Source organism: Cupriavidus sp. C1SS-2L, from assembly GCF_057073735.1.
This window is the reverse complement of record NZ_CP172710.1, coordinates 169,728-195,711: the sequence shown is the minus strand read 5'-3', so window position 1 is coordinate 195,711 and position 25,984 is coordinate 169,728. Positions and strand designations below refer to the sequence as shown.

At 60.7% G+C, this 25,984-nt stretch carries 21 protein-coding genes and 6 pseudogenes; 13 read left to right on the top strand and 14 right to left on the bottom strand.

Annotated elements, in window-relative coordinates; genetic code table 11:
- Positions 1-21: 21 nt before the first annotated feature.
- A complete protein-coding gene (locus tag ACIGJG_RS31615) occupies positions 22-1,026 on the bottom strand; it encodes a DNA-binding protein (protein ID WP_483674316.1) in 1,005 nt (334 codons plus the stop codon).
- 489 nt (positions 1,027-1,515) lie between these two features.
- On the opposite strand from ACIGJG_RS31615, the gene ACIGJG_RS31610 reads away from it, so the two are divergent.
- Together ACIGJG_RS31610 and ACIGJG_RS31605 are read left to right on the top strand one after the other, a co-directional pair.
- Positions 1,516-1,878, top strand: a complete 363-nt coding sequence (locus ACIGJG_RS31610; protein WP_483674314.1) for a DUF3307 domain-containing protein — start codon at positions 1,516-1,518, stop codon at positions 1,876-1,878.
- 750 nt (positions 1,879-2,628) lie between these two features.
- Complete coding sequence (locus ACIGJG_RS31605; protein WP_483674313.1) at positions 2,629-2,889, top strand: XRE family transcriptional regulator; 261 nt, start codon at positions 2,629-2,631, stop codon at positions 2,887-2,889.
- Between the two features lie 162 nt (positions 2,890-3,051).
- Here the strand turns inward: ACIGJG_RS31605 and ACIGJG_RS31600 are convergent.
- The 9 genes and pseudogenes from ACIGJG_RS31600 to ACIGJG_RS31560 all read right to left on the bottom strand — a co-directional run.
- Positions 3,052-3,267, bottom strand: a pseudogene (locus ACIGJG_RS31600) (transposase); the annotation flags it as partial.
- A 57-nt stretch (positions 3,268-3,324) separates the two neighbouring features.
- Positions 3,325-4,179 carry an IclR family transcriptional regulator gene (locus ACIGJG_RS31595; protein ID WP_483674311.1) on the bottom strand — a complete coding sequence of 285 codons (855 nt, stop codon included), beginning with the start codon at positions 4,177-4,179 and terminating at the stop codon, positions 3,325-3,327.
- Between the two features lie 32 nt (positions 4,180-4,211).
- A complete protein-coding gene (locus tag ACIGJG_RS31590) occupies positions 4,212-5,837 on the bottom strand; it encodes a fatty acid--CoA ligase (RefSeq protein ID WP_483674310.1) in 1,626 nt (541 codons plus the stop codon).
- A gap of 43 nt (positions 5,838-5,880) precedes the next feature.
- On the bottom strand, positions 5,881-6,630 hold the full coding sequence (locus ACIGJG_RS31585) for an alpha/beta fold hydrolase (protein WP_483674309.1): 750 nt from the start codon (positions 6,628-6,630) through the stop codon (positions 5,881-5,883).
- Positions 6,627-7,544, bottom strand: a complete 918-nt coding sequence (locus ACIGJG_RS31580; protein WP_483674307.1) for an alpha/beta hydrolase — start codon at positions 7,542-7,544, stop codon at positions 6,627-6,629. Before ACIGJG_RS31580 ends, ACIGJG_RS31585 begins: the two co-directional genes overlap by 4 nt.
- A gap of 11 nt (positions 7,545-7,555) precedes the next feature.
- Complete coding sequence (locus ACIGJG_RS31575) at positions 7,556-8,374, bottom strand: enoyl-CoA hydratase/isomerase family protein (RefSeq protein ID WP_483674305.1); 819 nt, start codon at positions 8,372-8,374, stop codon at positions 7,556-7,558.
- A 12-nt stretch (positions 8,375-8,386) separates the two neighbouring features.
- Positions 8,387-8,839 (bottom strand): DUF6841 family protein, encoded by a 453-nt coding sequence (locus ACIGJG_RS31570; protein ID WP_483674303.1) that lies wholly within the window; start codon positions 8,837-8,839, stop codon positions 8,387-8,389.
- A 33-nt stretch (positions 8,840-8,872) separates the two neighbouring features.
- Positions 8,873-9,862, bottom strand: a complete 990-nt coding sequence (locus ACIGJG_RS31565; protein ID WP_483674301.1) for a Bug family tripartite tricarboxylate transporter substrate binding protein — start codon at positions 9,860-9,862, stop codon at positions 8,873-8,875.
- A 50-nt stretch (positions 9,863-9,912) separates the two neighbouring features.
- Positions 9,913-10,683: an SDR family NAD(P)-dependent oxidoreductase gene (locus ACIGJG_RS31560; protein WP_483674299.1), complete on the bottom strand. Its 771-nt coding sequence runs from the start codon at positions 10,681-10,683 to the stop codon at positions 9,913-9,915.
- 286 nt (positions 10,684-10,969) lie between these two features.
- Here ACIGJG_RS31560 and ACIGJG_RS31555 point away from each other — a divergent pair.
- Positions 10,970-11,526, top strand: a pseudogene (locus tag ACIGJG_RS31555) (IS6 family transposase); the annotation flags it as partial.
- Between the two features lie 347 nt (positions 11,527-11,873).
- Here the strand turns inward: ACIGJG_RS31555 and ACIGJG_RS31550 are convergent.
- Positions 11,874-12,740 carry an alpha/beta fold hydrolase gene (locus ACIGJG_RS31550; protein WP_483674298.1) on the bottom strand — a complete coding sequence of 289 codons (867 nt, stop codon included), beginning with the start codon at positions 12,738-12,740 and terminating at the stop codon, positions 11,874-11,876.
- Positions 12,741-13,008: 268 nt separating this feature from the next.
- Positions 13,009-13,236: pseudogene (locus ACIGJG_RS31545) on the bottom strand (NADH oxidase); the annotation flags it as partial.
- On the opposite strand from ACIGJG_RS31545, the pseudogene ACIGJG_RS31540 reads away from it, so the two are divergent.
- A pseudogene (locus tag ACIGJG_RS31540) lies at positions 13,234-14,127 on the top strand (IS110 family RNA-guided transposase); the annotation flags it as partial. The pseudogenes ACIGJG_RS31545 and ACIGJG_RS31540 overlap by 3 nt on opposite strands.
- 25 nt (positions 14,128-14,152) lie before the next feature.
- Here ACIGJG_RS31540 and ACIGJG_RS31535 read toward each other — a convergent pair.
- A pseudogene (locus tag ACIGJG_RS31535) lies at positions 14,153-15,217 on the bottom strand (IS256 family transposase); the annotation flags it as partial.
- 202 nt (positions 15,218-15,419) lie between these two features.
- Positions 15,420-16,343 (bottom strand): LysR family transcriptional regulator, encoded by a 924-nt coding sequence (locus ACIGJG_RS31530; RefSeq protein ID WP_483674296.1) that lies wholly within the window; start codon positions 16,341-16,343, stop codon positions 15,420-15,422.
- A 154-nt stretch (positions 16,344-16,497) separates the two neighbouring features.
- Here ACIGJG_RS31530 and ACIGJG_RS31525 point away from each other — a divergent pair, with 154 nt between their 5' ends.
- The 9 genes and pseudogenes from ACIGJG_RS31525 (at position 16,498) to ACIGJG_RS31485 (ending at position 25,974) form a co-directional block, all read left to right on the top strand.
- Positions 16,498-18,003, top strand: coding sequence for a CoA-acylating methylmalonate-semialdehyde dehydrogenase (locus tag ACIGJG_RS31525; protein ID WP_483674294.1), 1,506 nt, complete (start codon positions 16,498-16,500; stop codon positions 18,001-18,003).
- 67 nt (positions 18,004-18,070) lie between these two features.
- Positions 18,071-19,054, top strand: coding sequence for a zinc-binding dehydrogenase (locus ACIGJG_RS31520; RefSeq protein ID WP_483674293.1), 984 nt, complete (start codon positions 18,071-18,073; stop codon positions 19,052-19,054).
- Positions 19,055-19,080: 26 nt separating this feature from the next.
- Positions 19,081-19,974 (top strand): annotated as a pseudogene (gene mmsB, locus ACIGJG_RS31515) (3-hydroxyisobutyrate dehydrogenase); the annotation flags it as partial.
- A gap of 33 nt (positions 19,975-20,007) precedes the next feature.
- On the top strand, positions 20,008-21,237 hold the full coding sequence (locus ACIGJG_RS31510) for an ABC transporter substrate-binding protein (RefSeq protein WP_483674291.1): 1,230 nt from the start codon (positions 20,008-20,010) through the stop codon (positions 21,235-21,237).
- Positions 21,238-21,459: 222 nt separating this feature from the next.
- Positions 21,460-22,230, top strand: a complete 771-nt coding sequence (locus tag ACIGJG_RS31505) for an ABC transporter ATP-binding protein (RefSeq protein WP_483674289.1) — start codon at positions 21,460-21,462, stop codon at positions 22,228-22,230.
- Between the two features lie 32 nt (positions 22,231-22,262).
- Positions 22,263-22,970: an ABC transporter ATP-binding protein gene (locus tag ACIGJG_RS31500; protein WP_483674287.1), complete on the top strand. Its 708-nt coding sequence runs from the start codon at positions 22,263-22,265 to the stop codon at positions 22,968-22,970.
- Positions 22,971-22,973: 3 nt separating this feature from the next.
- The gene (locus ACIGJG_RS31495) at positions 22,974-23,861 is read left to right on the top strand and encodes a branched-chain amino acid ABC transporter permease (protein WP_483674286.1); all 888 of its coding nucleotides are present in this window, start codon (positions 22,974-22,976) and stop codon (positions 23,859-23,861) included.
- 11 nt (positions 23,862-23,872) lie between these two features.
- A complete protein-coding gene (locus ACIGJG_RS31490; protein ID WP_011295735.1) occupies positions 23,873-24,904 on the top strand; it encodes a branched-chain amino acid ABC transporter permease in 1,032 nt (343 codons plus the stop codon).
- Positions 24,905-24,957: 53 nt separating this feature from the next.
- On the top strand, positions 24,958-25,974 hold the full coding sequence (locus ACIGJG_RS31485; RefSeq protein WP_483674285.1) for a zinc-dependent alcohol dehydrogenase family protein: 1,017 nt from the start codon (positions 24,958-24,960) through the stop codon (positions 25,972-25,974).
- The last annotated feature ends 10 nt before the right edge of the window (positions 25,975-25,984 follow it).

Here is a 25,984-nt window from a genome sequence, read left to right as displayed (position 1 = left end):
AGGCAACAAACCGATTGACGTTCACAATGTGGAATGACGGAATTTTCTGGGGTTCCGGCGTAGAACCCCGGCTTCCGCTTCGGCCCGCTCGGCCCGGCGCTGCGCCGCGGCAAGCTCCGTTTGCACGGTGTCCAGGTCGCCCGCGGCCTTGCGCTGCGCCTGCTCGGTGGCCGCGAGCCGCTCGGCCAGCGCCGCGGTCTGGGCTTCCAGCTTCGCGCGGCCCTCCGCCTGCGCCACCGCGGCATCGCGCGCTTCGCTGCGGGCCGCCGCCAGTTCCGCGCGCAGCTCATCGGCCGTGCGCTCGCTCTTCTGGCGCGCCGTGCGCTCCTGGTCGAGTTCGCGCAGGCTGCGCCGCTCGCTGGCTTCGGCGCGTTCCTGCGCGAGCGTCACCGCCTCGCGCGCACGCTCGAGCTCGGTCGAGAATTGGGTGCGCAGTTCCGCCAGCTGGCGCCCCGCCGCCTCCAGTTCCCCCCGCCCTGCTTCCCAACGCGCCCGCGTCGCGGCGTGCGCCTGGCGCTCGGCCGCCAGTTCGGCCTGCACGGCGTCGTGCGCCTGGCGCGCTTCGCCCAGCTGGGCGGACAGCGCCAGCGCGTCCTCGCGCGCGACCGCCGTCTCGGCGCGCGCGGCATCGCGCTCGGCCTCGGCCGCATGCGCCGCGTCGCGGGCTTCCGCACGGAGCGCAGCCAGTTCGCTGCTCGCCGCCTCGTTAGCCGACTGCCAGATGGTCTGGACCGCCTCGGCGGCGATCTGCTTGAGCGCATCCGGCAGGTCCGGATGGTCGATCGTGACGCGCGTGCGCCCGCGCAACTCCTGCCAGAACTGCTGCAGCACCTCGGCGGGCGTGCCCATGCTGCCCTTGCGCACGAGGCTGTAGAGCTTGTTGGCGGTGGGCGTCACGCCATAGCGGAAGAACAGCAGGCCGCAGACCTCGCGGTACAGCGCGCGGGTGTCGGGGAAACGGCTGCGCAGTTCCGCCAGATCGGCCTGCAAGGTGGTGTCGGTCAGATCGAGATCGGCGGCGGCCATCGGCAAAAAAGCGTCGTTGAATTTTTATATATTACGACGTAATACGTTTAATAACCAATAAAATCTGCCGTAGTTTAGACATAAGTGTTCTTATGTCTATAAGTGTGAGCGGATCACATGGATGATCCCTGCCTCACCTGGACTTCCCTTCGGAGGTCAGTCAACCCGCTATGCCGCAGACGACCTTGCCGCGGTCGCCGGCCTGTCTCGCCCGCTATGCCAATAGCCCGACCACGCCACCGCGCGGCAAGCCGCTACCCCATGAGGACCTGCTCGCCTACGAGCACTTCCTGGCCGATTCGCATCCCGCCGCGCCGCTGGGTGCTGGCCGGATTCGACCTCCTCGAACCGAGCAAAGCCCAGGCAATGCTTGACAGCCATCAGCCATTGCGGCGGAGTACGGGAAAGCTGGCGTCCGTCGCCACTACGTGCGCGGCGCGCAGTTGTTAATGCGCACGGTCCGGCATGACTTGGGGTGGAGGGCTGGCCATGGCGTTGCTGCTGCTGTTCGCGCTGTTCACCAAACATCTCATCTGCGACTACCTGTGGCAGCCGAGCTGGATGCTGGCCGGCAAGGGCGACTTCCGGAGCCCGGGCGGTTATGCCCACGCGGGCTTGCATGGCCTGTGTACCGCGGTACTGCTCGTCGGCTTCGGTATGGCCCACTGGCTCTGGCTGGGGCTCTTCGACGCTGTCGTTCACTACCTGATCGATCGCTGGAAGGTGCGCCTCGGCCGACGCGCCAAGTTGACCCCGAATCAGCCGCAGTTCTGGTGGGCATTTGGCCTGGACCAGTACGCGCACGTGCTGACCTACCTTGCCATCGTCTGGCTGGTTGGGAGGCTAGACTGATCCATTCGTAAAGCGCTGTGCGCCACTGCCAGCGACGCCACAGGAGACCAAGCACTGATGGCTGGAAGTCGTCGGTAGCGGGCAACAAGCCTCCGATGGGTGCCCGCTACTCGCGCGTGCGTGGGCTGAGAGTACGCCGTCCTGGTGGAGCCTGTGTTGCAGGCGCAAGCCCAAGCACATATGGCGCCGGCGAAGCCGGTCCGGTCTGCTGAAGAATCTGCAGGCGGCGGCAGCTAGCCATGCCGACCCACGCCCTGGCGCACGCTGCCGCGACTGCGGCCGGCCAAGGGGCGCCCCCGTTGTGCGCTTAGCCGGCCGCCGGGCTGGCCGCTTCGACCGTTGGCACCGCTTGCAAATTCGGCCGTGAGGACCAAGAAGCCCGATGCGACAACCCGTGATCTGGCGCTCGTCGTTTAACCCGGAGATCTGCGTAATTTCACGAGCGTGAAACTGCATGGCTGGGTGAAACGATCTTCTCCGCCTGCCGTTTGGATGAAAACTCCAGGGATTGAAGGTGCTCACACCTGCCTCCCCGTTCCAAGGGCAACCAGTGCCCCTTCCGCTAACGCCGTGTCCGCAATTCTGTCGTCGCCAGCCGTCGCAGCGACGACAGGATAAAGGTCAGGGGAACGCCCCTCTTAGTGTTTCCCCGAGATTGTATTGACATTCAATACACTGAATAATCGCGCCCTCAGCCACCAACGCACGATGCAAAAAGGGGTTGTTGTCCAGTGAATGAAAGGAGTTCACATGTTTTGCTTCGAGTATGGAAAAGGTAATGTCTACGCGCAGCTTGGCTTCGCAGACGCCGAAGAGATCCCGCTGAAAGCGAACATCGTGAAAGACATCACCGCCCGCATCCGAGTCAGCGGGCTGAGGTTGTCGGAAGCCGCCACTCTGCTTGATACCCCGCAATCGGATCTGCTCCTGGCGCTTGCCGGGAAGTTCCAGTCCTTCCGCACAGCCGAATTGCGCAACTGGCGGGATCGGCTAAGCATTCCCCTGCGTTGATCGCCGCCGCGGATCGGACGGTCCATTGATCCCCCCGATTTGGCGTTTCCTGCTGACCGATCTGATCTTGCGGGCTAGCCGCCTTCATCGAGCCAGGCGATTTTTGGTTGGAGAATTCTCTTGGCGATTAATTGCATTATGAAGCGACTATCGTGAAGTGTGATCGGAGCCTTGCCTGGCTGCCGGCAGCGCGATGTCGACCGCCTCGGAGTAGGCACCCGCCCGATCCCTGGCGACGATCTCGATTGATCGGTGTGCACGCAGCCAAGCGGTCACCGCAGTGGCTTCCCTGCCGGCAAACACTTCGATCGGCTCACGTCGCTCCAGGTCGACGATGATCGTTCCGTATTGGTGACCGCGCGCGATCGCCCAGTCCTCGTAAGCACGCCAAACCAAGATCGTGGCACTCCAACTATGACGATTCACCACGGATCGTCATCCTTGCCGCCGATAGCGATTCTCGATCATCCGGGCCGTGGCGATCAACCGTGGGCGAACGTCCGCGAGAAATTTTTCTGCCGAGACGGTCCGTGAGGGCGCCGCCGCATTGACGACGACGGGCGGCAGTTCGGACCCAAGCCTGAGGGGCACCGCGATACCGTTGATCTCCTTGTTCCATTCTCCAAACGACGTGACGCAGCCGATCTCGGACAGTTCCGTGACCGCCCGTGCGATGCCCTGCTCGATGACCGGCCACTGCGTTTCGCCCAGCGCCCCCAACCGCTGCATGACGGCGCGCCGTTCCGCCGCGCTCATCACGGCGATATGCGCGCGCCCGATGGCGGTTGTCCCGAGCGCCAGCCGGCTGCCGACGTCGAGGTTCAGTGTGACGGCGGTCGACTGGCTACGGCGGCAGTCGATATAGAGCACCGACAGATCGTCGCGGATCCCGAGCGAGATCATCGTACGCGTACTGTCCGCGAGTTCCTGCAGCGCGGCGTCGCTGGCCACCCGAAGATCCAGCCGGGCATGCGCCACGTGGGCCAGCGTCAGGGTGGCAAGGCCGATGCGATAGCGGCCGAGGTCGGCAATATGATGCAGAAAGCCGAGCGTCGTCAGCGTATAGGTCAGGCGCGTGACGGTGGATTTCGGCAGGCCGCAGCGGTGCGCGATCTCGAGATTGCTCAGCCGTTCTTCGCTCGAATGAAACGCCTGAAGGATGCGCAGTCCCCGTGCCAACGCCTCGACAAAATTCCGATCCGACCCTTCGGCGATGATCGACGCCACGTCCTTTGCATGGTCCAGCGTTTCCGCTGCCGGCTCGGACGCTGCCTTGGACGCCGGCAGCATGCGCACCGTCCCCACCTTGTCCCGCGTTCTTTTCACGGCGTCTCCCCCCTTTGCTGGTAGCGTTCCCGCATCGCGCGCTTGTCATACTTGCCCACGCTGGTGCGTGGCAGCGCATCAACGAAGTGTATCGTCTCGGGGATTGCGTACTTCGGGATGCGCCCGTCTGCCGCGTGAAGCGCCAGGTGACTGCGCAGCGCGTTGGCGTCGATGCGGTCTGCGCAGCCGGTGTGCGCCACGACTATCGCCATAGGCCGCTCGCCCCACTTTTCGTCGGGCACGGCAATGACGGCAGCCTCGCGGATGTCCGGGTGCCGGCAGATCAAGTCCTCGACCGTGCCGGACGCAATCCATTCACCGCCGGTCTTGATGACGTCCTTGAGCCGGTCCGTGATCTGCAGGTAGCCGCCATCGGTGAGCATGCCAATATCGCCGGTGTGCAGATATCCGCCGCGCCAGAGTTCCTCGGACGCGGCGGCGTTACCCAGGTAAGCCTGCGTCAGCCATGGCGCGCGAAGCACCACCTCGCCCTGCTGCCCGCTGCCGGGCGGCAACGGTTGCATGGAGGCATCGACGATGCGGATTTCCACCAGCGGCAATGCACGGCCGGGCAGGATTCGCGTCGACAGCGTTTCGTCATCGTCTTCCGCCGGCGACGGATCGATGTGCGACGCCGTGATGAACGGGCAGGTTTCCGACATGCCGTAGCCGGCGAACGCGTCGATGCCATGCGCAAGCGCGCGTCTGGCCAGGGCAGCGGAACATCGCGCGCCGCCCACCACGATCTTCCAGCCCGCCAGGCGCGCTGCATTGGCGCCATCCGCCTCCGCGCGGTCCAGCACCATCTGCAGGATTGTCGGCACGCAATGGGAAAACGTCACCCCCTCGCGATCCTTCAGCGCCAGCAGCATGTCCGGCGCGTAGCGACCGGGATAGACCTGCTTCACGCCCAGCATCGTCGCCACGTAGGGCATGCCCCACGCGTGCACGTGGAACATGGGCGTCATCGGCATGTAGACGTCGCCATTGTGGAAGCGGCCCTGGGTCCGGCTACTGCCGAATGCGGCGCATGTGGCCAGCGTGTGCAGCACCAGTTGCCGATGCGTGAACGCGACGCCCTTCGGCATTCCTGTCGTACCGCTCGTATAGAACTGCGTGGCCCGGGTGTTTTCATCGAAATCGGGAAACGCGAAGCCGGGATCGCCGGTAGCGAGCAGCGCCTCGTAACCGCTGGCGTCGGAAGCATCGTCGTGGTCGTCGAGCACCACCACGCGCCGGGCAGCGGCCAGCACGTCGGGCATCAGTCGAACCGTCTCTAGGAAATCGCGATGGACGAGCAGCACGCGGGGCGCGGCATGCTGCAGCGTGTACTGCAGTTGGTCGAAGCCGAGACGGATGTTGGCCGTCATCAGCACCGCCCCCATCATCGGCACGGCGAAGAAGCACTCCAGGTAACGATGGCTGTCCCAGTCGAGCACTGCCACCGTGTCGCCGTGGCCCACGCCCAGTCCCTGCAGCCCCGATGCCAGCCTGCCGATGCGGTCGCGCAGCGTGCGATAGGTATAGCGGCTCACGTCGCGATAGACGATGGTCTGTTCGGGGGCCTGGGCCAGCGGTGTGATCAGCAGTTGCTTGATCAGCAGCGAGTAGTCGGCTTGCATCCGTTGTCTCCTTGTTGGCTTGTGTATGACGGATTGCCCGGTGCTAGGCGCGCGACGGTGGCGGCAGCGCGGCGATGAAGCGTCGCAGCACGTCCGCCAGCGCGGCCGGCTGCTCGAGTTGCGGCCAGTGTCCCGCGCGCGGCACCTTCTTGATGCGCGCGTCGCTGAAGCGCATGGCCGTGGCAGCGACCAGATCCTCGGTAATGAACGTGTCGTCGGTCGATACGCACAGAACCGGGCACCGCAGCGCGGACGGCGCCCGACCTGCGGGGTGGCCGCCCGTCCAGGCGCGCAGTTGCGCCAGCGCGTCTTGCCGGGGTGTCGCCAGCGTGCCATCGATGAGGATCTCCAGTGCCCCGGCATCGAGCGCCACGGCCAGCGCACGCTTGCCCGCAACGATGGCCTCGCGGTCGGTCATGCCCGCCCTGTCCACGAAGCGCGCCATGACAGCCTGCGGCAGCGCATAGCCGGCCAGCGGCGCGGCGGTGATCAGGACAAGCCCGGCCAGCCGCTCGCGCAGGTTCAGTGCGGCCAGTTCGGCGACCTGGGCACCCATACTATGGCCAACCATGACCACGGGCGCCTGTGCCACGGCCGCGACCTGTTCGACCTGGCGCACCACATCGGCGGCGTAGCCTTCCAGCCGGCGGTCCGATCCGGCATCGGCCATGCCCGGGGGCAGGGCCACCGAAACGATGTCCCACCCGTGCGGGGCCAGTTCGTCGATCAGGCGGCGCCAGACTTGGGGACCGTCCAGATAGCCATGCACGAGCACGACGATGCCCTGCGTCATGCAACCACCTCTTGCATCAGGTGTTCCCGGTACCACTGCAGCGCCGCCGAGCTGGAAGCCTCGAACGACTTGCGGTAGGCATCGAAGTGGCCGCCGCCGATGATGCGCAGCCGCTTGGGTTCCACCGCGCGCTCATAGGCGGCAAGCGCCAGGTCGGTGGGCGTGACGACGTCGTTTTCGGCAACGATCATCAGCAGGGGCTTCGGCCCGATGCGCGGAATCCAGTTGCCCGGCTCGTAGAGCTGCGACAGCCGCGTGGAGCGCAACGTCACGTATTCGCTGGGCTCCACGCCGTCTGGAATCGTGTAGGCGTTGTGGTAGTCCATCATCTCCTTCGAGCGATAGACCGCGCGCACCGCGGGGTCCAGGCTGACCACGCGCTGCACCATCGGCGACTCGCCGCGCAACTGCGCCCGTTCGTCATCATTGAACAGCGCTTGCTGTGCCGCGCGCGCGTCGGGCGCCACGCGGCGCAGGCTTTGCTCGTAGCCGCTGACGATCGGCACTTGCGCCACCACCACGCGGATCCGCGCATCGGTGGCGCCCAGCACCATGGCGTGACCGCCGGCATAGCTGGTGCCCCAGATGCCGATCCGCGCGGCATCGATGCCATTGAGCGATTCCAGGTACGCGATGGTGCGTCGCCAGTCCGCAATCTGCTGCCACGGATCGATATCGCCGCGCACCGCTCCGCCGCTCAGGCCAAAGTTGCGATGATCGTGCACAATGACCGCAAAGCCGGCGGCGGCAAAGCGCTCGGCATACTCGCGCAGCCCACGATACTTGAGGCCGGAAAAGCCATGCGCCATCGTGATGGCCGGGACCAGCCCATCCTGTTTGGCCGGGCGGAAGACCCAGGCATGCAGTTCGATGCCGGCTTCCACCGGAATGTAATGTTCTTCGGGTTGCATCATTTCCTTCCCTTTCATTGGCCGTGGAACGGCACGTCCGGCCTGGGCTGGCCAGCCTCGATCGCCGTGATGGCCGATTGCACGCCGCGCTGTACATCGTCGGTCGCCAGCAGGACGGAAACCTGTTCGATCATGACCTCGTCGGCAGACCGCACGCCGCCGGCGGACCATGCGCCGAGCACGGACTTGGTTACCGCGTGGGCGCGCGTGGGACCGGAGGCCAGTTGCACGGCGTGGCGCATGGCGGTTTCGGCAAGCGAAGCGTCAGGCACAACTTTGGCAAGGATGTTCATCGACAGCGCCTCGGCTGCGGTGATCTCCTCTGACAGCATCACCAGCCGCGCGGCTACCGCGCGCCCGCAGCGCTCGGCGATACGCTGGACGCCGCCGGCCAGGGGCGATACGCCCAGCGTGGCCTCGGTGAAACGGAAGCGGGCCGATTCGCCCGCAAGAATCAGGTCGGTATGCAGTGCAAGCTCGAAGCCGCCGCCATAGGCGCGGCCGTTCACCTCGCAGATCGTGGGGATCGGCAGCGACTCGATGGCATTGAGAATGCCATTCGAATAGCCGAAGCGCTCGCGCCTGGCACTGTGCGTCTCGAGGTGGGGCCATTCGCGGAAGTCCCCGCCGAGGCAAAAGTCGGCAAGTTCGCTTCGGAACAGCATGGCGCGCGCACCGGCACGGACGCCATGGCGGATGGCTGCCTCCAGTTCCGCGTACAGCGGGCGTGTCAGGCGATTCTGCGGCGGGCGATTGAGCGTGACAATCGCGACGCCATCGCGGATGGTGTGGCGGATCAGAGGTTCGCCGGAGACTTGCGTGGATTCGGTCATGGTTCGGCTCCGTTAGACGGTTTCCCAGATTTCGTCGAGCGACGTGCGGTCGGTCAGCGCGCTGGCAACGGTCACCACGCGCCAGCCCTTGTCCGTGCGATGGATGCCGAAATGCACGGCGCGGCGTTCGATCTCGCTCTCGTCCGCGCGGCGGCGCGACCAGATCACATCGATCGATCCTGCGTTGTGGTTGTAGCCCTTGACGCTACGATCCAGCACTACCGTATGGGTGTACTGCTCGGCCTGCAGCGGCGCCTGGTTGGCGCGCAGCAGGCTAATCACCTGGTCTCCGGTGTGCAGGCAGCGGGTCATGTTGACCGAGGCCGCGTGCAACGGCGCGCCCCAGTATTCGAGGATGGCCTCGGGCGCCTGGTCGGTATTCGCGCCCATCCGCACCCAGTCGGGCAGGTAGGTGTCGAAGAACCAGTTGTTCATCTCGCGGACGGCGGTGCGTTCTGTGCTCATGGCGTCAATGTTCCTCTCGGTGAATCAGTTCGGTCAGTCGAGTTTTGCGCCGGATTCGCGCACCACCTGTTTCCAGATCGGCGCCTCGCGCTTGTACGTGGCCGCGATGTCCGCCGGACCCTGGAAGCTGGGCGTCCAGCCCAGGTCGCGGATGCGCTTCTGCACATCGGATTTACGCAGCGCCTTGTCGAGTTCGCTGGCCAGGCGGTCCACCACTGGCGCCGGCGTGCCGGCTGGCGCCGCCACCCCCACCCAGCCGACCGAGCGCAGCAGCACGTCGTCGACGCCTGCCTCGGCCAGCGTGGGCACATCGGGCAACGTGGCGAGCCGCACCGGCCCAGTCACCGCAATCGGCTTCAGCCGGCCCGTGGCGATGAACTGCGGCGCCTGCGCGCCAGTGACAAAGGACAGCTGGATATTGCCGGCCACTAGATCGTTGATCATGGGTGATTCGCCGCGATAGGCCACGTGCGCCATGTCGCCGCCGAGCAGGTCGTTGAGGCGGCTGGCACTGAGGTGGGAAATGGTGCCGACGCCCCAGGATCCATACGACATCTTGCCCTTGTGCGACTGCACGTACTTGCGCAAATCCGCCAGGCTGCCGACGTTGATACCGGAAGTCACCGCCAGCACCAGCGGCGCCTCGGCGACCTTGGCAACCAGCTTCAGATCCTTCTCCGGCTGGTAGGGCAGCTTCGTGTACAGAAACTGGTTGATCATCAGGTTCGAACTCAGCGCCACCGTGAGCGTGTAGCCGTCGGGCGGCGCCTTGGCAACGGCATCGACACCGAGATTGCCCGCCGCCCCCGTCTTGTTGTCGACCACGAAGGGCTGTCCGAGCGCCTGCCCCAGCGGCTGGGCCAGCGTGCGTGCGACGATGTCGATGGCGCCGCCGGCCGCGTATGGCGCGACGACCTTTACCGGTTTCGAGGGATATTCCTGCGCGGCGATGCAAAGCGGCGCGAGCGCAAGCAAAGCGCTGCCCACCACGCCGGCCAGCGCCGTGCGCGTCTTGTCATACATGGTTGTCTCCTTGTCGTTTTGGTGTACTGTGAATACTGCGAAAAGCGTTGCTACATCCAGCTGAGTACCTGGCCGCCGTCGACCGGTATGACGGTTCCGGTCATGTACCGGCCCGCATCAGACGCCAGCAGCAGCATGGCGCCGTCGAGATCGGAAGGCTTGCCGAACCGTCGCATGGGAATCCGCTTCAGGATGCCTTGCTCGATGCCGGCGAATTCGGCGTGCATGTCAGTCTCGATATTGCCCGGGGCAATCGCGTTGACGCGTACCCCCTTGCCGGCCAGTTCCAACGCCATGATTTGCGTGAGGTGAATCAGCGCGGCCTTGGACGCGCCGTAGCTCGACATCTGGCCGCCGGCGCGCAGCCCCGACGACGACGCGATATTGACGATGCTTCCCTCGCCGCGCTGCACCATGCGGCGCGCCGCTTCCTGGGCCATCAGGTAGGCCCCCTTCAGGTTGGTATCGAAGACGCGCGAGACGGCCTCGGGCGATTGCTCGACGAAGCGCTCCACGTGAATGACGCCGGCATTGTTGACAAGGATGCCGATGGGCTGGCCAAGCGCCGCTTCGGCCGCTTGCCATGCCGGCGCGATCGCCGCGGCGTCGGTCACGTCCAGCGTCACGGCGCATGCCCGATGTCCCGCCGCGCGCATGTCGGCGACGACGGCTTCGAGCCGGTCGGCGCGTCGTGCCGCCAGCGCCACGGCTGCGCCGGCGTCCGCGAGCATGCGTGCCGTATGCAGCCCGATGCCGCTGGAAGCGCCGGAGATGAAGGCGGCGCGGCCTTGAAGATCGAATAGGGATGCCTGAGCGTTCATGGAGACGACTTCCGGGCCGTCGCCTCTGTTGTTCCGGAAATCGGACCACGCCGGCGACGGTGAGGAGAGTCTAGGGCGCACCGCACCGCATGCCAACGCTGCGTTCCGCTGTGCGGTCCTGCGTTGCGGTTCGCGCCTGGTGGCGCAACGCCATCTTGACGGGCGAAGTCCAAGGGCAAGGCTACGTTGGCCAAGATCTCGATATCGCTGACGTGCTGGCCGGTAGCGTATGTCGGTGTCATGAAGGCATTATCACGTTGGCGTAGCGCTGTCGTAAGATGCGTGGATGAAGACGATGAGATCGCTCTATCACGGCCACCGGTTTCCAGCGGTGGTCATCAGTCAGGCAGTGCGCTGGTATTTCCGGTTCAACCTGAGCCTGCGCGACATCGAGGAGCTGCTGTTCGAGCGCGGCGTGGTCGTGAGCTACGAGACGATTCGCCGATGGTGCGACAAGTTCGGCGCCGGCTTTGCCTCTCGCGTCAAGGCAACGCGGCGCAAGCCGGGCAGCACCTGGCATCTGGACGGGATGTTCGTCACTTTGCGCGGCGAGCCCTATCTGCTGTGGCGCGCGGTCGACGAGCACGGCGCCGAACTGGATGTACTGCTGCAGAAGCGGCGCGACAACGCTGCTGCCAAACGCTTCTTCAGCGGGTGCTGCGTTCATGTCCGGCGCCGTGCAAGATCGTCACTGACCAGTTACGCAGCTACCCGGCGGCCAAGGCCGATATCCCGGAACTGGCGAACGTCAAGCACGTGTTCGTCAAAGCCAGCGCTCGCGTGAAGAACCGAGCCGAGAACAGCCACCAGCCCACACGAGAACGCGAGCGGCGCATGCGCGGATCCCGTGATCGTCAGCGTGCTCAGGCGTTCCTGTCGAGCTTCGGTCCGATCCGGCAGCACTTCGCCCTGAAACGGCACCTGTTGCGTGCTTCTCTCTATCGCAGGCATCTCGCCGCCCGATTCACGGCCTGGCGCGAATTCACTGAAGTCGCCCAAGATCCGTCATTGGCTCTCTGAGCAGTGGTCGCGCCGGCCACTGCTTTGTCTCGGCACCGCCAAGTTGACAGCGCCCTCTTCACGCCTTCGTTAGTTTTCGCCACATCATCTCGGCGGCTGCGATGATGAAGGCGTCACGCGTCAAGTCAGAACAGTCAACGCTATTACGAGCCGGAATGCTTCTTCAGCACCTATTGAGCAAGAAACTCGAGGGATCTGGGCACAAAGTCGGCGTGGTTTTGGAAGATGCCCCCGTGGCCGGAATCGGGATAGATGATTAGGCTGCTGTTCGGGAGGCGCTGCGCCAGGTCTTGCGAGTTCTTGCTTGGCACCATCCGATCATTGTCGCCATTGACAACGAACACCGGGATCTTCACGACCCACAGATCCGCTGGCTCTTTCCGTCCCCAAATGCGCAGTGCCTTTAACTGAGCCAGAAACGCGGTTGCGCTGATTTCCTTGTCGCGGTTCTCCGAGCGCTCCCTCAGACGCTCCAGGAATGCCTTGCCAGCCTCGATGCCATTTGGCGTGCGGGTGAAGAACAAATACTGCTTCGGATCTTGGCCGGTGAAGAAGCCGCGCGCCATGTCGTAGAACGTCACGCCGGAAACCGAGCTGATGCCTTCACCGCCAGCTGGCCCAGTGCCCGCGAGAATCATCTTGCGAACGAGCTGCGGCTCCTTCAGGGCGATTTCCTGGGCGATCATCCCGCCCATCGAGAAGCCGAAGAGGTCTACTTGCTTGAACCCCATAGCTTTGATGAAGGCAATGGCGTCATCGGCCATCTCCTCAATCGAGCTCGACGGTGCACCGCTGGAAGCTCCCACGCCGCGATTATCGAAAGTGACAACGTGATGCGCAGCCGCAAAGCCGTCTACGACCCGAGGATCCCAGTTGTCAAGCACAGCGGCCAGATGGGTAAGAAACACCACCGGCGTGCCATCATGCTGCTTGCCGAGTTCCCGGTATGCAAAGTCCACTCCGTCTACCGTGATGGTTTGCGTTGGCACGGTTTTCCAGTTGACCTCCTGTGCCTGATTTGCTGGCGGCGGGCTCATCTGCGCTCCGTCTGCCGGGGTATTAGCGGCCCCCGCTGTCGGTGACATGAGTGTTGCTGCCAGAGCGAGTCCGAGCAGGCTTGTTTTCAGTAGATGACGCATTGCGTTGATCTCCAAGACTTGGGCGTTCTGAACAGGGCGATTGGCCCAATCGCACCTCGAGCAAATAAGAAGTGAGCGCCTTTGTGCGAGAACGCGGTAGGGTGTCCAGGGCACTTGTGGCGAGGTAACCCAGCGGTGGAAGAAATGAAGAAGGAGGTGGCGACAATCAGGCCCGCATCCGCTTGGTGCGATAGTTGCCCCAACTGCTGTTCACCAGGCTCTTGAGAAAGGCCACCAGACCGCTTTCGTTGGGGCGAGGGTTACCGCCCTCGGCAATGCGCTTGAGTTGGCGGGTGTACCAAAGGACCTCCATAATTCCCATGCGATCCACCGGTTTGATACCTGTGGTGATCGGCCGCACGCGCTGCCTGCTATCACGACCTTGCAGCAACGAGCGATGCGGCGGCAGGTGTCGCGCCGCGCCCAGATCGTCCGACAGAGGACGCGCCTCAAGAATGAGGTTCACGCTGTCCTTGCCGCGCATCTCATCGAGCGGTGTCCCGCGACAGACCTGTTTGGCAAGAAAGGGCGGGCGTGGCTGAGTCTGCAGCCGCTACCCACGGACGAACGTATCGGGATCGACCAGCGGTTGCATGAGCTGGACCGGCTGGCAGAGAATCTGCAGGAGATTGACCGCGTCCTGGCCCAATCCGCTATTCAGGACGACAGGCTACGCAAGCTCCTGACTATCACCGGCGTCAACACCACAGTGGCGATCGGGTTGCTCTCCGCCATCGGCGATATCGCCCGCTTTCGCTCGCCGGAGAAATTGGTCAGCTACTTTGGCCTCAATCCGTCGGTCTACCAATCCGGCTTGCAACCAGCAAAACACGGACACATCAGCAAGCGCGGACGTTCCTATGCGCGTGCCATGCTGGTCGAGGCTGCTTGGGCCGCAGCGCAAACGGCCGGCCCCGTCCGAGCCTTCTTCCTACGTATCCGCGATCATCGCGGTCAGCAGATCGCCGCTGTTGCCACGGCACGCAAGTTGGCGATCATCGTCTGGCACGTCCTCACGCGTAACCAATGCTTCGCCTGGGATCGCCCGGCGCTGACTGCGCGAAAGACCCGTGAGCTGGAACTGCAGGCGGGCATGCCTTCTGCGCGTCGCGGTAGCCGCAAGGGAGCAGCCGCCGCCTGCAATCTGAAGTCCGTCCGGGATCTGGAGCGTGCAGTCGGAGAGCAAGCCGAGCAGGCTTACCAACGCCTGTTCTCACGCTGGAAACAAGCGCGACCGCAGACAGGTGCGGTACGCGCTCCGTGGCCACCAATACGGACGCCATGAACGAGTGAGAGAGCACCGCGGGCTTGTCAACTTCATCCGTCGTGTAGATGATCTTGCGGATTGCCGGCGGGAACGCAAAGAACGGAATCACCTGATCCCAGGCGCGCCGCCAGGATGCGCCGATGGGTGCGTACCGTTGACCCCATTCCCCTTGCTCGAAGGCTGACAACTCGGATAGCGCAGCTTCGACAGTAGGTGCCGTGTACACGGGCTTGAGCGCTGCCGCCACGGCCCGGCGTTTCTTCCAGCTGGCGTACTCGAGGCTGTTGCGGATCAGATGCACGATGCAGGTCTGCAGCGTCGTATTCGGGAACACCGCATTCAATGCCTGCTCCATGCCCTTGAGCCCATCGGTGACCGCGATCAGGATGTCCTGCGTGCCGCGGGTCTTCAGGTCGTTGAACACCTTCATCCAGAACTTGGCGCCTTGGGTAGTCTCGATCCACAGGCCCAGGATGTCGCGCGTGCCATCCGGCAGCACGCCCAAGGCCAGGTAGACGGCCTTGTTGCGCACCACGCCGTCCTCGCGCATCTTGACCCGCAGCGCGTCGAAGAACACCACTGGGTACATCACTTCCAGCGGGCGCGACTGCCAGGTGATGACCTCATCCATGACTGCGTCGGTCGCCGAACTGATGAACTCGGGCGACACTTCGGTGCCGTACTGCTCGGCCAGAAACGCTTGGATCTCGCGCACGGTCATGCCGCGGGCGTACATGGCGATGATCTTGTCGTCGAACCCGGTAAAGCGCCGCTCGTGTTTGGGAATCAGGATCGGATCGAAGCTGCCATCGCGGTCGCGTGGGATATCCACCCGCAGTGGGCCGTCATCGGTCAAGACCGTCTTGGCGCTCTTGCCATTGCGCTGATTGGCCGTGCCGGCTGGGCGCTCAGCACCAGCCGGGTAGCCTAGATGATGGCCCAGTTCAGCGCCCAGGGCGCGCTCGATCAGGGCCTTCTTGAACGCCATCGAGGCGTCCTGGACCGCCTCAGCGGTCATCGGACCCTTGACGAAATGCGCGATCAGGTCCTCGGGAATGGTCGGCAGCTCGCGGTCAGCGGCTTGGCTCGTCTTGGTTTTGCGTGGCATACATGCTCCTTGGTGACATGTTATGCCCTAAACACAAAATTTCTGACAGGCCCGTTTACTCAAGATAGGCACTGTCCGAAAAAGAGGGTCACCTCCACCTACTCGAACCATTGGTCTTGACCGGTAACCTATTTTTCGAAGCGCTTCTTGACCGGCCACAGTCCCGACGGGCGAGACATTGCCACGGTGATGCCGTTCAGGTTCACTCAACCCAAATCATAGTTCGAGTGTGCCCCATCAAGAAATCCTTGTTCACTTCCGCTACGTCGCGAAGGTAATCCCACAGTGCCTTGACTCGTGCGACTTCGCGCCGCTCCGGAGGTGCAACCAACCAGAACGTTCTTGTAATATGAATTTCGTCGAGCATTACTGGCACGAGCCCATCGATCAGACTTCCTAAGAAGCACGGTAACACCGCAATTCCCAGGCCTGCCTTAACTGCCTGCGCTTGTGCCACCGCGCTGGTGCTACGGAGAAATGGACGACATGAAGGTATCCACTTTTGCAGCATGAACTGTTGCGGGGAGAACACCAGATCGTCGACGTAGTCGATCCAGCGATGACCGGCGAGGTCGTCCAACTTACGGATGGGCGGATGCTTGTCTAAATACTCCGCTGTCGCATAGGGGACCAACCGGTAGTCCGAAAGCTTGCAGGTCACGAAGCTATTTGCGCTTGGCCTATCAATCGCTACTGACGCATCAGCTTCGCGCTTCGATAAATTCAGTGAGCGCGGCATCGGAAGAACGTCGACAGTGATGGCTGGGTGTCTAGAACAGAACTGAGCGGAATGCGGCGCAAGAAAAAATGTGCCAAAGGCTTCTGTCGAACCTAGTCTAATTTCTCCAGTCAGTGCCAAGGTGTCGCTAAACACTGCGGTCTCGACAGCGGAGAGCGTGCTCTCCAACTTCTCGACGTGCTCCAACAGTCGATGACCGGCGCTCGTCAGGCTGAGGCCCTGCGAGCTTCTTTCAAACAGTTTCGAACCTGTATCTCTCTCGAGCCTCTGGATACGTCGGGAAATGGTCGACTGGCTCATCTTGAGCGTATGGGATGCTTCGAGCGTTGACTGTGACCGCGCAGCGGCGAGAAATACACGAAGGTTGTCCCAGTCAAAGTGATTCATAGTCGTCTCGTTATGCAAAAGTGGATAACCGTGTCCCGATTTATCTTATACCAAATGCAGAAACGGCGACGTAACATGGTTCTCACCTGATGGGGAACCAGACTGCTCTGGCTTGCGCCCCCTCGGAACAAACACTCTAGGAGGCAATGCAACCATGTCCCGCTTGATCGAGCACTTCATCGCTGGTGCGTCGTATGCCGACCCCAACACCCGCACCGGTCCGGTCTTCAACCCATCTACCGGCGAAGAAGCCGCACGTTGCGCTTACGGCTCTTTTGCAACGGTCGACCATGCAGTTACGATAGCCGCGGAAGCCGGGCGGCGCTGGGGCCGGCTGTCTCATGCCGCTCGGCAAGCCGTCATCTTCAAGATGCGGGAACTGGTAATTGCCAACATGGATGTCCTCGCGGACGCCATTGGCCGCGAACACGGCAAAACAATTTCGGACGCCAAGGGAGAACTCGGGCGCGCCGTTGAAGGAATTGAATTTGCATGCAACGCGCCTCACGTCACCAAGGGGGAATACGCCTTCAACGTCGGTGGGGACATCGATGTGTTCTCAGTGCGCCGTCCAATTGGAGTGGTTGGCTGTATCACGCCGTTCAACTTCCCCATCATGGTCCCGGCCGTCATGATGACAATGGCCATCTCGGTAGGTAACGCTATTGTCTGGAAGCCATCGGAGAAAGTCCCCACCGCAGCATTGGAATTTGCGCGACTGTGGAAGGAAGCGGGTCTGCCGGACGGAGTGCTCAACATCGTTCAGGGTGACAAGGAAGTCGTCGATGCGATTCTCGAGCATCCTGAGGTCGCTGGCGTCAGCTTCGTCGGCTCCACCGCTGTAGGCGAATACGTGTATCAAAAAGGTACATCGCACAACAAGCGCGTTGCTTCGTTCACTGGCGGCAAGAACCATATGGTTGTGCTGCCCGATGCAGATCTGGATGCCGCCGCAACGGCATTCGTCGCCGCTGGATATGGCTCCGCTAGCCAGCGCTGCATGGCCATCTCCCTACTGCTGCCGGTAGGACAGGAAACAGCAGATCGGCTGCGCGACCTCATCATCCCGAAAATTGAAGCCCTGAAAGTTGGCGCATACGACGACGCGAGCGCGGACTTCGGCGCAGTCGTCTCCAAGGAGTCGAAGCAGTTTGTAGAACAGTCGATTTCCCGGTGCCTGGAAGAAGGCGGTGAGCTCGTTCTTGATGGTCGAAAATTGCAGGTTGCTGGCCATCCGCACGGTTACTACCTGGGGCCGACCCTCTTCGATCGTGTGACCACCGATATGCACCTTTACAAGGAAGAGGTCTTCGGTCCGGTGCGTGCAATTATGAGGCCTACCACATTCGACGAAGCGATCGAAATCACGAACAAGCACGAGTACGGAAACGGCTCCGTTCTGTTCACGCGAGATGGCAAGTCGGCACATCGCTTCATGCTGGAGATCGAATCCGGCATGGTTGGTATCAACGTTCCGGTCCCTCTCCCGTCCGCCTACTTTAACTTCGGCGGCTTGCGACGCTCGAAGTTTGGCGAAAGTCATCTGTATGGACCGGACGCGGCCCGCTTCTACACCAAATTGAAGACGGTATCGCAACGCTGGCCAGAACCGGACGAACGCGCTCTTCCGGTCTCCCTCGCGTTTAACCCCAGCGCCTAATGTACTTCCTCTAACGACCGCGCCCTCCACCCCGGTCGTTAGAGTCACTCCGCAGGACGAACAAAACATGAAAGCAGTAGTAATCGTAAAGAGGGCTGGGCAAGAGCGTCCAGATCTTGAATATCAAACAGTACCGGACCCGAAACCTGAGCCTAATGAACTGCTCGTTTCAGTGAGGGCAGCCGGCATCAACCGAATTGATCTGCATCGCTCGACGGCCCACGGTGCACCAGCGGCGGGAAAGCCTTTGGTGGCGGGCCTGGAAATGTCTGGCGAAGTGGTCGCAGTCGGGGAAAACGTTCACGATTTCCGCACCGGCGACAAGGTGTATGGGATGACGACGGGCTCGTACGCCGAACTCGCGACGATAGATCATCGATATGCGTTGCCGGTTCCCCCTGCGTTCTCGTTTGACCAGGCGACTGCGGTGGCAACGGTCTATCCCACCGCACACAACGCTCTGGTGACCAACGGGCAATTTGCAGCAGGGAAAACCGTCCTCATTCAAGGGGTCTCCTCGGCCGTCGGCATCGCGACCCTTCAGATCGCGAAGGCTATGGGTGCGAAGTGCGTCATCGGGACTGGTCGGCCGAATGCAAACGTTGGAAAGCTCGCCGAGGCAGGTTTGGACCGATTCCTTCTCAACGGCACAGATAACATCCCCGCCGAAATCATGGCTATGACTGACGGCCGCGGTGTCGACACCATTGTAGATATGGTTGGTGGTCCCACGATCGCAGATAACTTGGAGTCCGTGGCGTTGGCCGGCCGAATTGTAAGTGTCGGATGGGTTGGCGGAACAAAGGGGGAGATCGACTTGGACACCCTTGCACGCAAACGCGTGACGTTGGTCGGTGTTTCGTTCCGTACCCGAACTGTTGAAGAAAAGACGGAGTTATTCGCCCAGTTCAGGCGCGACGTCTACCCGCTTTTCGTCAATGGCACCCTGGTGCCATACATCGCCGCAACCTATCACTTGTCTGAAGCTGCTGCAGCTCAGGACGCCATGGCGGAAGACAAACATTTCGGGAAGATCCTACTCCACCCCTAACCCCCGAGAAAACGGACAAGTTACACAGGAGACAACAAATGAACATCGGTTTCGTAGGACTGGGCCACATGGGTCTGCCCATGGTGAGGAATTTGCTGAAAAGCGAAATGCAGGTCCGAGTTTTCGACACTTCAGCACATGCGGTGAGTCTCGCTGTCGAACTCGGCGCGATTGCTGAAAAAACTCTCGCCGACCTCGCCGCAACTGCCGATGTGGTCATCACGATGCTGCCAACACCAGCGATCGTTCGGAGTGTTCTTGGTGGTCCCGACGGGATCATTGTCCACACCAAGCCGGGCTCGCTCATCATCGATTGCAGCACAAGCGATCCCCAAATGGCTCGCGAGCTCGAATCGATTGCGCAAGCGCATGGAAATTCAATGATCGATGCCCCGGTTTCCGGAGGCGTTCCCGGAGCACAGGCAGCAACGCTCACGTTCATGGTCGGCGGCACGGAAGAGGCGTTCGTCGCAGCTCAGCCAATTCTTGCCGCGATGGGAAAGAACATTGTCCGCTGTGGTAGCGCGGGGAGCGGACAGGCAGCCAAAATCTGCAACAACCTGCTGCTTGGCGTATCCACCGTTGCCGTATCCGAATCGATGTGCCTGGGTGTGAGCCTCGGCCTCTCACCAGATGTCTTGGCTGCGATTATCAATACATCGTCAGGGCACTGCTGGGTATCCGAGGTGTACAACCCCTATCCGGGAGTCGTGAAGACTGCGCCGGCATCGAACGATTTTGAAGGGGGTTTCGCTTGCGATCTCATGATTAAGGATCTTTCGCTGGCGCTGGATGCCGCCAACGGCATGAAACAGCCACTGCCAATGACCGCCCTCTCCAACCAGATGTTCCGGCTAGCAAGCCTGCAGGGGCACGGAGCGAAAGACATTTCGTCAATCGTGCGGATGTTCCAAAAATAGCGATACTCAAAACCATAAGGTAGGAGACAAAAAATGAAACATCGAATCGCATTCGGCGCTGCGGCGGTACTGAGTACCGCAATGGTGGCAAATTTTGGCTACGCCCAATCTGGCAAGATTTCGGACGATGTCGTGAAGCTTGGCGTGCTCACTGACCTTTCCGGAAATTACTCAGAATTCTCAGGACCGGGGACCGTCACCGCAGTGAAGATGGCAATTGAGGATTTTGGTGGAAAGGTTCTCGGCAAGCCAATCGAAGTGGTAGTGGCAGATCATCTCAATAAGACGGATACAGCGTCCACTAAGGCACGCGAGTGGTTTGACACACAGAAAGTCGATGCTGTAATTGATCTAACGAACTCGGCAATCGCCATCGCGGTAAGCAAACTCGCCTACGAAAAAAATCGCATCGCCATTGTCAATGCGGCGATGACCGAGAAGGTCACCAACGAAGAGTGCACACCAAACACTGTGCACTATGTCGCCGACACCTATGCTTTCGCGAACGGCACAGCGAAAGCTATGCTGGACCAGGGCGGCGACACATGGTTCATTCTCGCTGCAGACTATGCGTTCGGAACACTGATGTTGGATCGCCTCACTGGCACTGTCAATGCAGCGCATGGCAAGGTCGTTGGTAGCGCGAAGCATCCCCTCGGCGCAGCCGATTTCTCCTCCTTCATGATGCAGGCACAGGCATCCAAGGCAAAGGTGATTGGCTTGGCAAATGCCGGTGTTGATACAGTCAACGCAATGAAGTCGGCCCAGGAGTTCGGCATTACGAAGTCTGGGAGACAGAGTCTCGTTGGTCTTGCAACGACCATCACCGATGTCCACAGCATGGGGCTGAAGACGGCACAGGGCCTGATTCTTACGACCCCGTTCTACTGGGACATGAATGATGAGACAAGGAAATGGTCCAAGCGCTACTACGACAAGATGAAGAAGATGCCGAACATGGTACATGCCGGCAACTATTCATCGGCCATGCACTACCTGCAAGCTGTCCAGGCCGCCGGAACGGACAACGCCAAAGACGTCATGGCAAAAATGCGAGAGCTGCCCATCAATGACTTCTTCGCAAAGAATGGCCGAATTCGCGAGGACGGTCGCATGGTCCATGACATGTACTTAATGCAGGTTAAGAAGCCTGAGGAGTCGAAGTATCCATGGGACTACTACAAGCTCATCAAGACCTTGCCTGCAAGTACGGTAACCATTCCAGTTGAGCAGAGCAAGTGCCCTCTGCTCAAGAAGAGCTAGATAGGACGCTTCGCCACCACTTGACGCCTATAAACACGCGGCTGGTGTGTGGCCTCGCCCAGCGCTGCACGGGGGACTGACACGTGCGGCGCCAGCTCAGGCCTTGAGCCTTCTCTTCCAACACGCATGAGTCGGTGATGTGAGCGTTCCGCTTGCGTCAAGGGCTCCCTTTCGCCTCAAACAATGTGGGACCGAAAGGCACTACGACGATCGGAGCCAACGATGACAGACGTCATCCTAGAGACTCGCGGGCTTACAAAGCAGTTCAAGGGATTCACTGCCGTAGCCGCCGTCAACATGAAGATTCAACGCGGCCATATTCACGCACTGATCGGCCCAAACGGCGCAGGAAAGACAACCTGCTTCAATCTGCTTACCAAGTTCCTTGTGCCGACGAGTGGGTCCATCTTGTACAACGGTCGTGACGTGACCGGTTCCCGACCGGCCCAGCTTGCAAAGGACGGGATTATCCGCTCCTTCCAGATATCCGCAGTATTTCCTCATATGACGGTGTTGGAGAACGTGCGGATAGGACTCCAGCGAGCATTGGGGACGTCATTCCACTTCTGGAGGAGTAGCCGCCTGCTGCAGCAGCTTGACGCTCGCGCCATGGAACTGCTTGATGAGGTCGACTTGCGCGAGTTCGCCGATATGGTCACCGTAGATCTCCCCTATGGCCGCAAGCGTGCGCTGGAAATCGCAACAACGCTTGCCATGGAGCCCGAGCTGATGCTGCTTGACGAGCCCACCCAGGGGATGGGACACGAGGACGTGTCTCGAGTAGCGGATCTTATCAAGCGGATCTCCGCAGGCCGAACAATCCTGATGGTCGAGCACAACATGGGCGTGGTTTCGCGAATCTGCGACCGGATTTCCGTGCTGCAACGAGGGGCTCTTCTCGCGGAGGGAACCTACGAAGAGGTATCTTGCCTCCCCTCCGTTGTCGAGGCATACATGGGCACCCCAACCGCACCTCTCACAGGTGCACATTGACGACAGCACTGACGGCTGCTGAGGAACGCGACATGGAAATGGCACTTGAAGTCGAGAATCTCCACGCCTGGTATGGGGAATCCCATATCTTGCACGGTATCAACTTCTCTGTCGGACAAGGAGAAGTTGTTACGCTTCTCGGCCGCAACGGATCAGGAAGAACCACCACGCTGAGGGCGATCTTGGGCCTGGTGAGCACAAGACAAGGCTCAGTCAAGATCAATGGCATTGAATCCACTGGGCTCGCAACACACAAAATTGCACATCTCGGAGTCGGATATTGCCCGGAGGAAAGGGGAATTTTCTCCGGGCTCACCACACAAGAGAACCTGTTGCTGCCTCCGACCTTGGCAAAAACCAAAGGTGGCATGTCAGTGGCGGAGATTTACGACATGTTCCCAAACTTGGCGGAACGTCGCAACAGTCCGGGAACTCGCCTATCCGGGGGGGAGCAACAAATGCTCGCCGTGGCTCGCATTCTCCGCACGGGTGCACGCCTTCTGCTTCTGGACGAGATTTCAGAGGGACTAGCGCCGGTAATCGTGCAAGCGTTGGCTCGCATGATCTCCATGCTCAAGCAGAAGGGATACACCATCGTGATGGTTGAGCAGAACTTCAACTTTGCAGCACCGCTTGCCGACCGCTTCTATGTGGTGGAACACGGTCAGACTATCGAGCATTTCGACGCCGCCGAGCTGCCTACGAAGGCCTCCATCCTTACCGATCTGCTGGGAGTTTGAACCATGGATCAACTATTCGGCATTCCGCTGCCGGCGCTCATGAGCCAACTACTAATTGGCTTGGTCAACGGCTCGTTCTACGCAATGCTATCGCTTGGTCTAGCTGTGATATTCGGCCTGCTCAACGTCATCAATTTTGCGCACGGCACTCTCTACATGGTGGGTGCCTTTCTTGCATGGATGGGAATGAACTACCTCGGGCTTAGTTACTGGACGATGTTGCTTTTGGCTCCGGTCATCGTCGGTGCACTAGGCTATTTCATCGAAAGGACGATGCTACGCTGGCTCTACAAGGTTGACCACGTGTATGGTCTGCTACTGACCCTAGGAATCACGCTCGTCCTCGAAGGGGTCTTCCGCACTGCATATGGCGTCTCTGGACAACCATATGGCGCACCGAGTGAACTCACCGGTGCCGTAGATCTAGGCTTCATGATGCTGCCCACCTACCGCGTCTGGGTCGTCGTCGCGTCCCTTGCAGCATGTTTCTCCACCTGGTACGTCATCGAACGTACCAAGTTGGGTGCCTACTTACGGGCAGGAACAGAAAACCCGAAACTCGTCGAAGCGTTTGGGGTGAATGTGCCCGTAATGGTGACGCTTACGTACGTGTTCGGGGTTGCGCTGGCAGCCTTGGCCGGTGTGCTCGCCGCTCCCATCATTCAGGTATCGCCATTGATGGGTTCAAACCTGATCATCACGGTGTTTGCTGTAGTAGTGATAGGGGGCATGGGATCGATCATTGGATCCATCGTCACCGGATTGGGACTCGGCGTTATTGAGGGATTCACCCGTGTCTTCTATCCGGAACTCTCAGCCACGGTGGTTTTCATTCTCATGGCTGTAATCCTTCTGGTCAGACCGTCTGGACTATTCGGAAAAGATAACTAACGGAGCGCTCCATGGCTAAGAAACTATTTATTGCAGCGGTCATCGGGATTGCTTTGGTCCTTCCAACTTTCTTTTACCCCGTCCTCCTGATGAAGGTCATGTGCTTCGCGCTCTTCGCTTGCGCATTCAACCTTCTGATGGGGTTCACCGGTCTTCTGTCGTTCGGTCACGCGGCTCTTTTCGGCTCGGCAGGCTACGTGACTGGATATGTGGCCCGCGACCTCGGTATCCCCGTGGAGGGAGCCATCTTGCTCGGCTCGCTAACTTCTGCCTTCCTGGGACTCCTCATGGCAAGTCTTGCGATCCGCCGAAAGGGGATCTACTTCACGATGATTACCCTTGCGCTGGCACAGATGATCTATTTCCTCTGCCTGCAAACGCCGGTTACCGGTGGCGAAGACGGGATGCAAGGTATTCCCCGGGGCAGGCTCCTCGGCATATTCGACCTTGCCAACGACATGACCATGTACTACTTCGTACTAGGAGTATTCGTCGCGGCTCTGGCGCTAATCGCCCGGATTGTCCATTCTCCGTTCGGCCAGATTCTGCGCGCAGTCAAAGAGAACGAGGCGCGAGCGATCTCGCTGGGCTACGATGCTGACCGATACAAGATTGTTGCCTTTGTCCTGTCCTCGGCCCTTACCGGCTTAGCTGGCTCCGTTAAGGCGCTCGTGCTTGGCTTCGAGACTCTCGTTGATGTGCATTGGGGCATGTCAGGCATGGTTGTCCTGATGACGTTGGTAGGCGGGGTCGGTACCCTCTCTGGGCCAGTAGTCGGCGCGGTCGTCATCATGGTCCTTGAAAATAAACTGGGAGAAATCGGCGAGGTACTCGCGAAGGTCACTCACATCGAATGGTTCCAGGCCCTCGGCGAGTCTGTCACGATCATCACTGGTTTGACTTTCATTGTTTGCGTACTGCTTTTTCGCAAGGGCATCACGGGCGAGTTCAACGCCATCATCGCGAGACGAGTTACGCGTCTCAGTAGTTCGAAGGTCCGCCGATCACTCGACACGGTTCAAGAGCCAATCCACACGAGGTAGCAACGGCGAATCTCGGTTTTTTTTCGAAACAAATGTCATGGAGAACTTGTGCGATGCGTGTATTTCAAGTCAGTCAGGACTGGTCCATCGAGAATCTGCAGATGGCTTCCATGCCGGATCGTTGGCCGTCCCCAGGGGAAGTCCGTGTCAAGATGCGGGCAGCCGCACTAAATTTTCGCGACTTGATTATTCCCACTCGGGGCTACGGGAAGCGAATGAAGGAACTCCCACTGGTCGTACTCAGCGATGGAGTAGGTATGATTGATGCCGTTGGCGAAGGGGTCAACCGAGTGCAGGTAGGAGATCGGGTGTGCCCGATTTTCTACCAAACCTGGCTCGACGGCGCACCAAATGCCGAACGAATGCAATCAAGCCTCGGTTGCGAGCAGGACGGGACCATGACTACTCAACTTGTGGTTCCACAGGAAGGAGTATCCCGTGTGCCGGCCTATCTGTCTGATTACGAAGCCGCAACATTGCCCACAGCGGGTGTCACGGCATGGCGATCCTTGGTCACAGAGGGCCGTCTGAAGCGAGGAGACACCGTCCTTTTGCAGGGAACCGGTGGGGTATCGCTGTTCGCACTGCAGATTGCGAAGTCATTTGGTGCCATCGTGATTATTACGTCCTCCAGCGACAAGAAGCTTGCGCGCGCGCGGGCGCTCGGGGCGGACTACCTAATCAACTACAAGACGGATCAGCAATGGTGGCGCACAGTAAGAGATTGTACTGGTGGCGTTGGCGTGGACCATATCGTCGAGGTTGGCGGCGCAGACACACTGGCCCAGTCCGTGCGCGCTGTTCGGACGGGAGGCACAATTAGCTTGATCGGTGTTCTATCAGGATCGGAACCCACAGTCCCGCTTGGACAAATTGTCACGCGACACATCAGACTCCATGGAATCACCGTAGGCAGTCGTGAGGACTTTGAAGCGATGGTGTCCCATTTTGATAGAACCAAACTCCAGCCTGTAGTCGATCGCATTTTTCCATTCGAGGCGCTTCATTCGGCGATGCACTACCTCGCCTCAGGAGAGCATTTCGGAAAGATCTGTCTTCGCATCGACTAGGCAAGATGGG

Coding starts and splice junctions, on each gene's coding strand:
- ACIGJG_RS31510 (WP_483674291.1), top strand. CDS start 20,008: ATGAAACATCGAATCGCATTCGGCGCTGCGGCGGTACTGAGTACCGCA.
- ACIGJG_RS31575 (WP_483674305.1), bottom strand. CDS start 8,374: ATGACCGAATCCACGCAAGTCTCCGGCGAACCTCTGATCCGCCACACC.
- ACIGJG_RS31495 (WP_483674286.1), top strand. CDS start 22,974: ATGGATCAACTATTCGGCATTCCGCTGCCGGCGCTCATGAGCCAACTA.
- ACIGJG_RS31550 (WP_483674298.1), bottom strand. CDS start 12,740: ATGAGCCCGCCGCCAGCAAATCAGGCACAGGAGGTCAACTGGAAAACC.
- ACIGJG_RS31525 (WP_483674294.1), top strand. CDS start 16,498: ATGTCCCGCTTGATCGAGCACTTCATCGCTGGTGCGTCGTATGCCGAC.
- ACIGJG_RS31485 (WP_483674285.1), top strand. CDS start 24,958: ATGCGTGTATTTCAAGTCAGTCAGGACTGGTCCATCGAGAATCTGCAG.
- ACIGJG_RS31500 (WP_483674287.1), top strand. CDS start 22,263: ATGGAAATGGCACTTGAAGTCGAGAATCTCCACGCCTGGTATGGGGAA.
- ACIGJG_RS31615 (WP_483674316.1), bottom strand. CDS start 1,026: ATGGCCGCCGCCGATCTCGATCTGACCGACACCACCTTGCAGGCCGAT.
- ACIGJG_RS31560 (WP_483674299.1), bottom strand. CDS start 10,683: ATGAACGCTCAGGCATCCCTATTCGATCTTCAAGGCCGCGCCGCCTTC.
- ACIGJG_RS31595 (WP_483674311.1), bottom strand. CDS start 4,179: ATGCTGCCGGCGTCCAAGGCAGCGTCCGAGCCGGCAGCGGAAACGCTG.
- ACIGJG_RS31505 (WP_483674289.1), top strand. CDS start 21,460: ATGACAGACGTCATCCTAGAGACTCGCGGGCTTACAAAGCAGTTCAAG.
- ACIGJG_RS31580 (WP_483674307.1), bottom strand. CDS start 7,544: ATGATGCAACCCGAAGAACATTACATTCCGGTGGAAGCCGGCATCGAA.
- ACIGJG_RS31570 (WP_483674303.1), bottom strand. CDS start 8,839: ATGAGCACAGAACGCACCGCCGTCCGCGAGATGAACAACTGGTTCTTC.
- ACIGJG_RS31490 (WP_011295735.1), top strand. CDS start 23,873: ATGGCTAAGAAACTATTTATTGCAGCGGTCATCGGGATTGCTTTGGTC.
- ACIGJG_RS31565 (WP_483674301.1), bottom strand. CDS start 9,862: ATGTATGACAAGACGCGCACGGCGCTGGCCGGCGTGGTGGGCAGCGCT.
- ACIGJG_RS31530 (WP_483674296.1), bottom strand. CDS start 16,343: ATGAATCACTTTGACTGGGACAACCTTCGTGTATTTCTCGCCGCTGCG.
- ACIGJG_RS31585 (WP_483674309.1), bottom strand. CDS start 6,630: ATGACGCAGGGCATCGTCGTGCTCGTGCATGGCTATCTGGACGGTCCC.
- ACIGJG_RS31610 (WP_483674314.1), top strand. CDS start 1,516: ATGGCGTTGCTGCTGCTGTTCGCGCTGTTCACCAAACATCTCATCTGC.
- ACIGJG_RS31605 (WP_483674313.1), top strand. CDS start 2,629: ATGTTTTGCTTCGAGTATGGAAAAGGTAATGTCTACGCGCAGCTTGGC.
- ACIGJG_RS31520 (WP_483674293.1), top strand. CDS start 18,071: ATGAAAGCAGTAGTAATCGTAAAGAGGGCTGGGCAAGAGCGTCCAGAT.
- ACIGJG_RS31590 (WP_483674310.1), bottom strand. CDS start 5,837: ATGCAAGCCGACTACTCGCTGCTGATCAAGCAACTGCTGATCACACCG.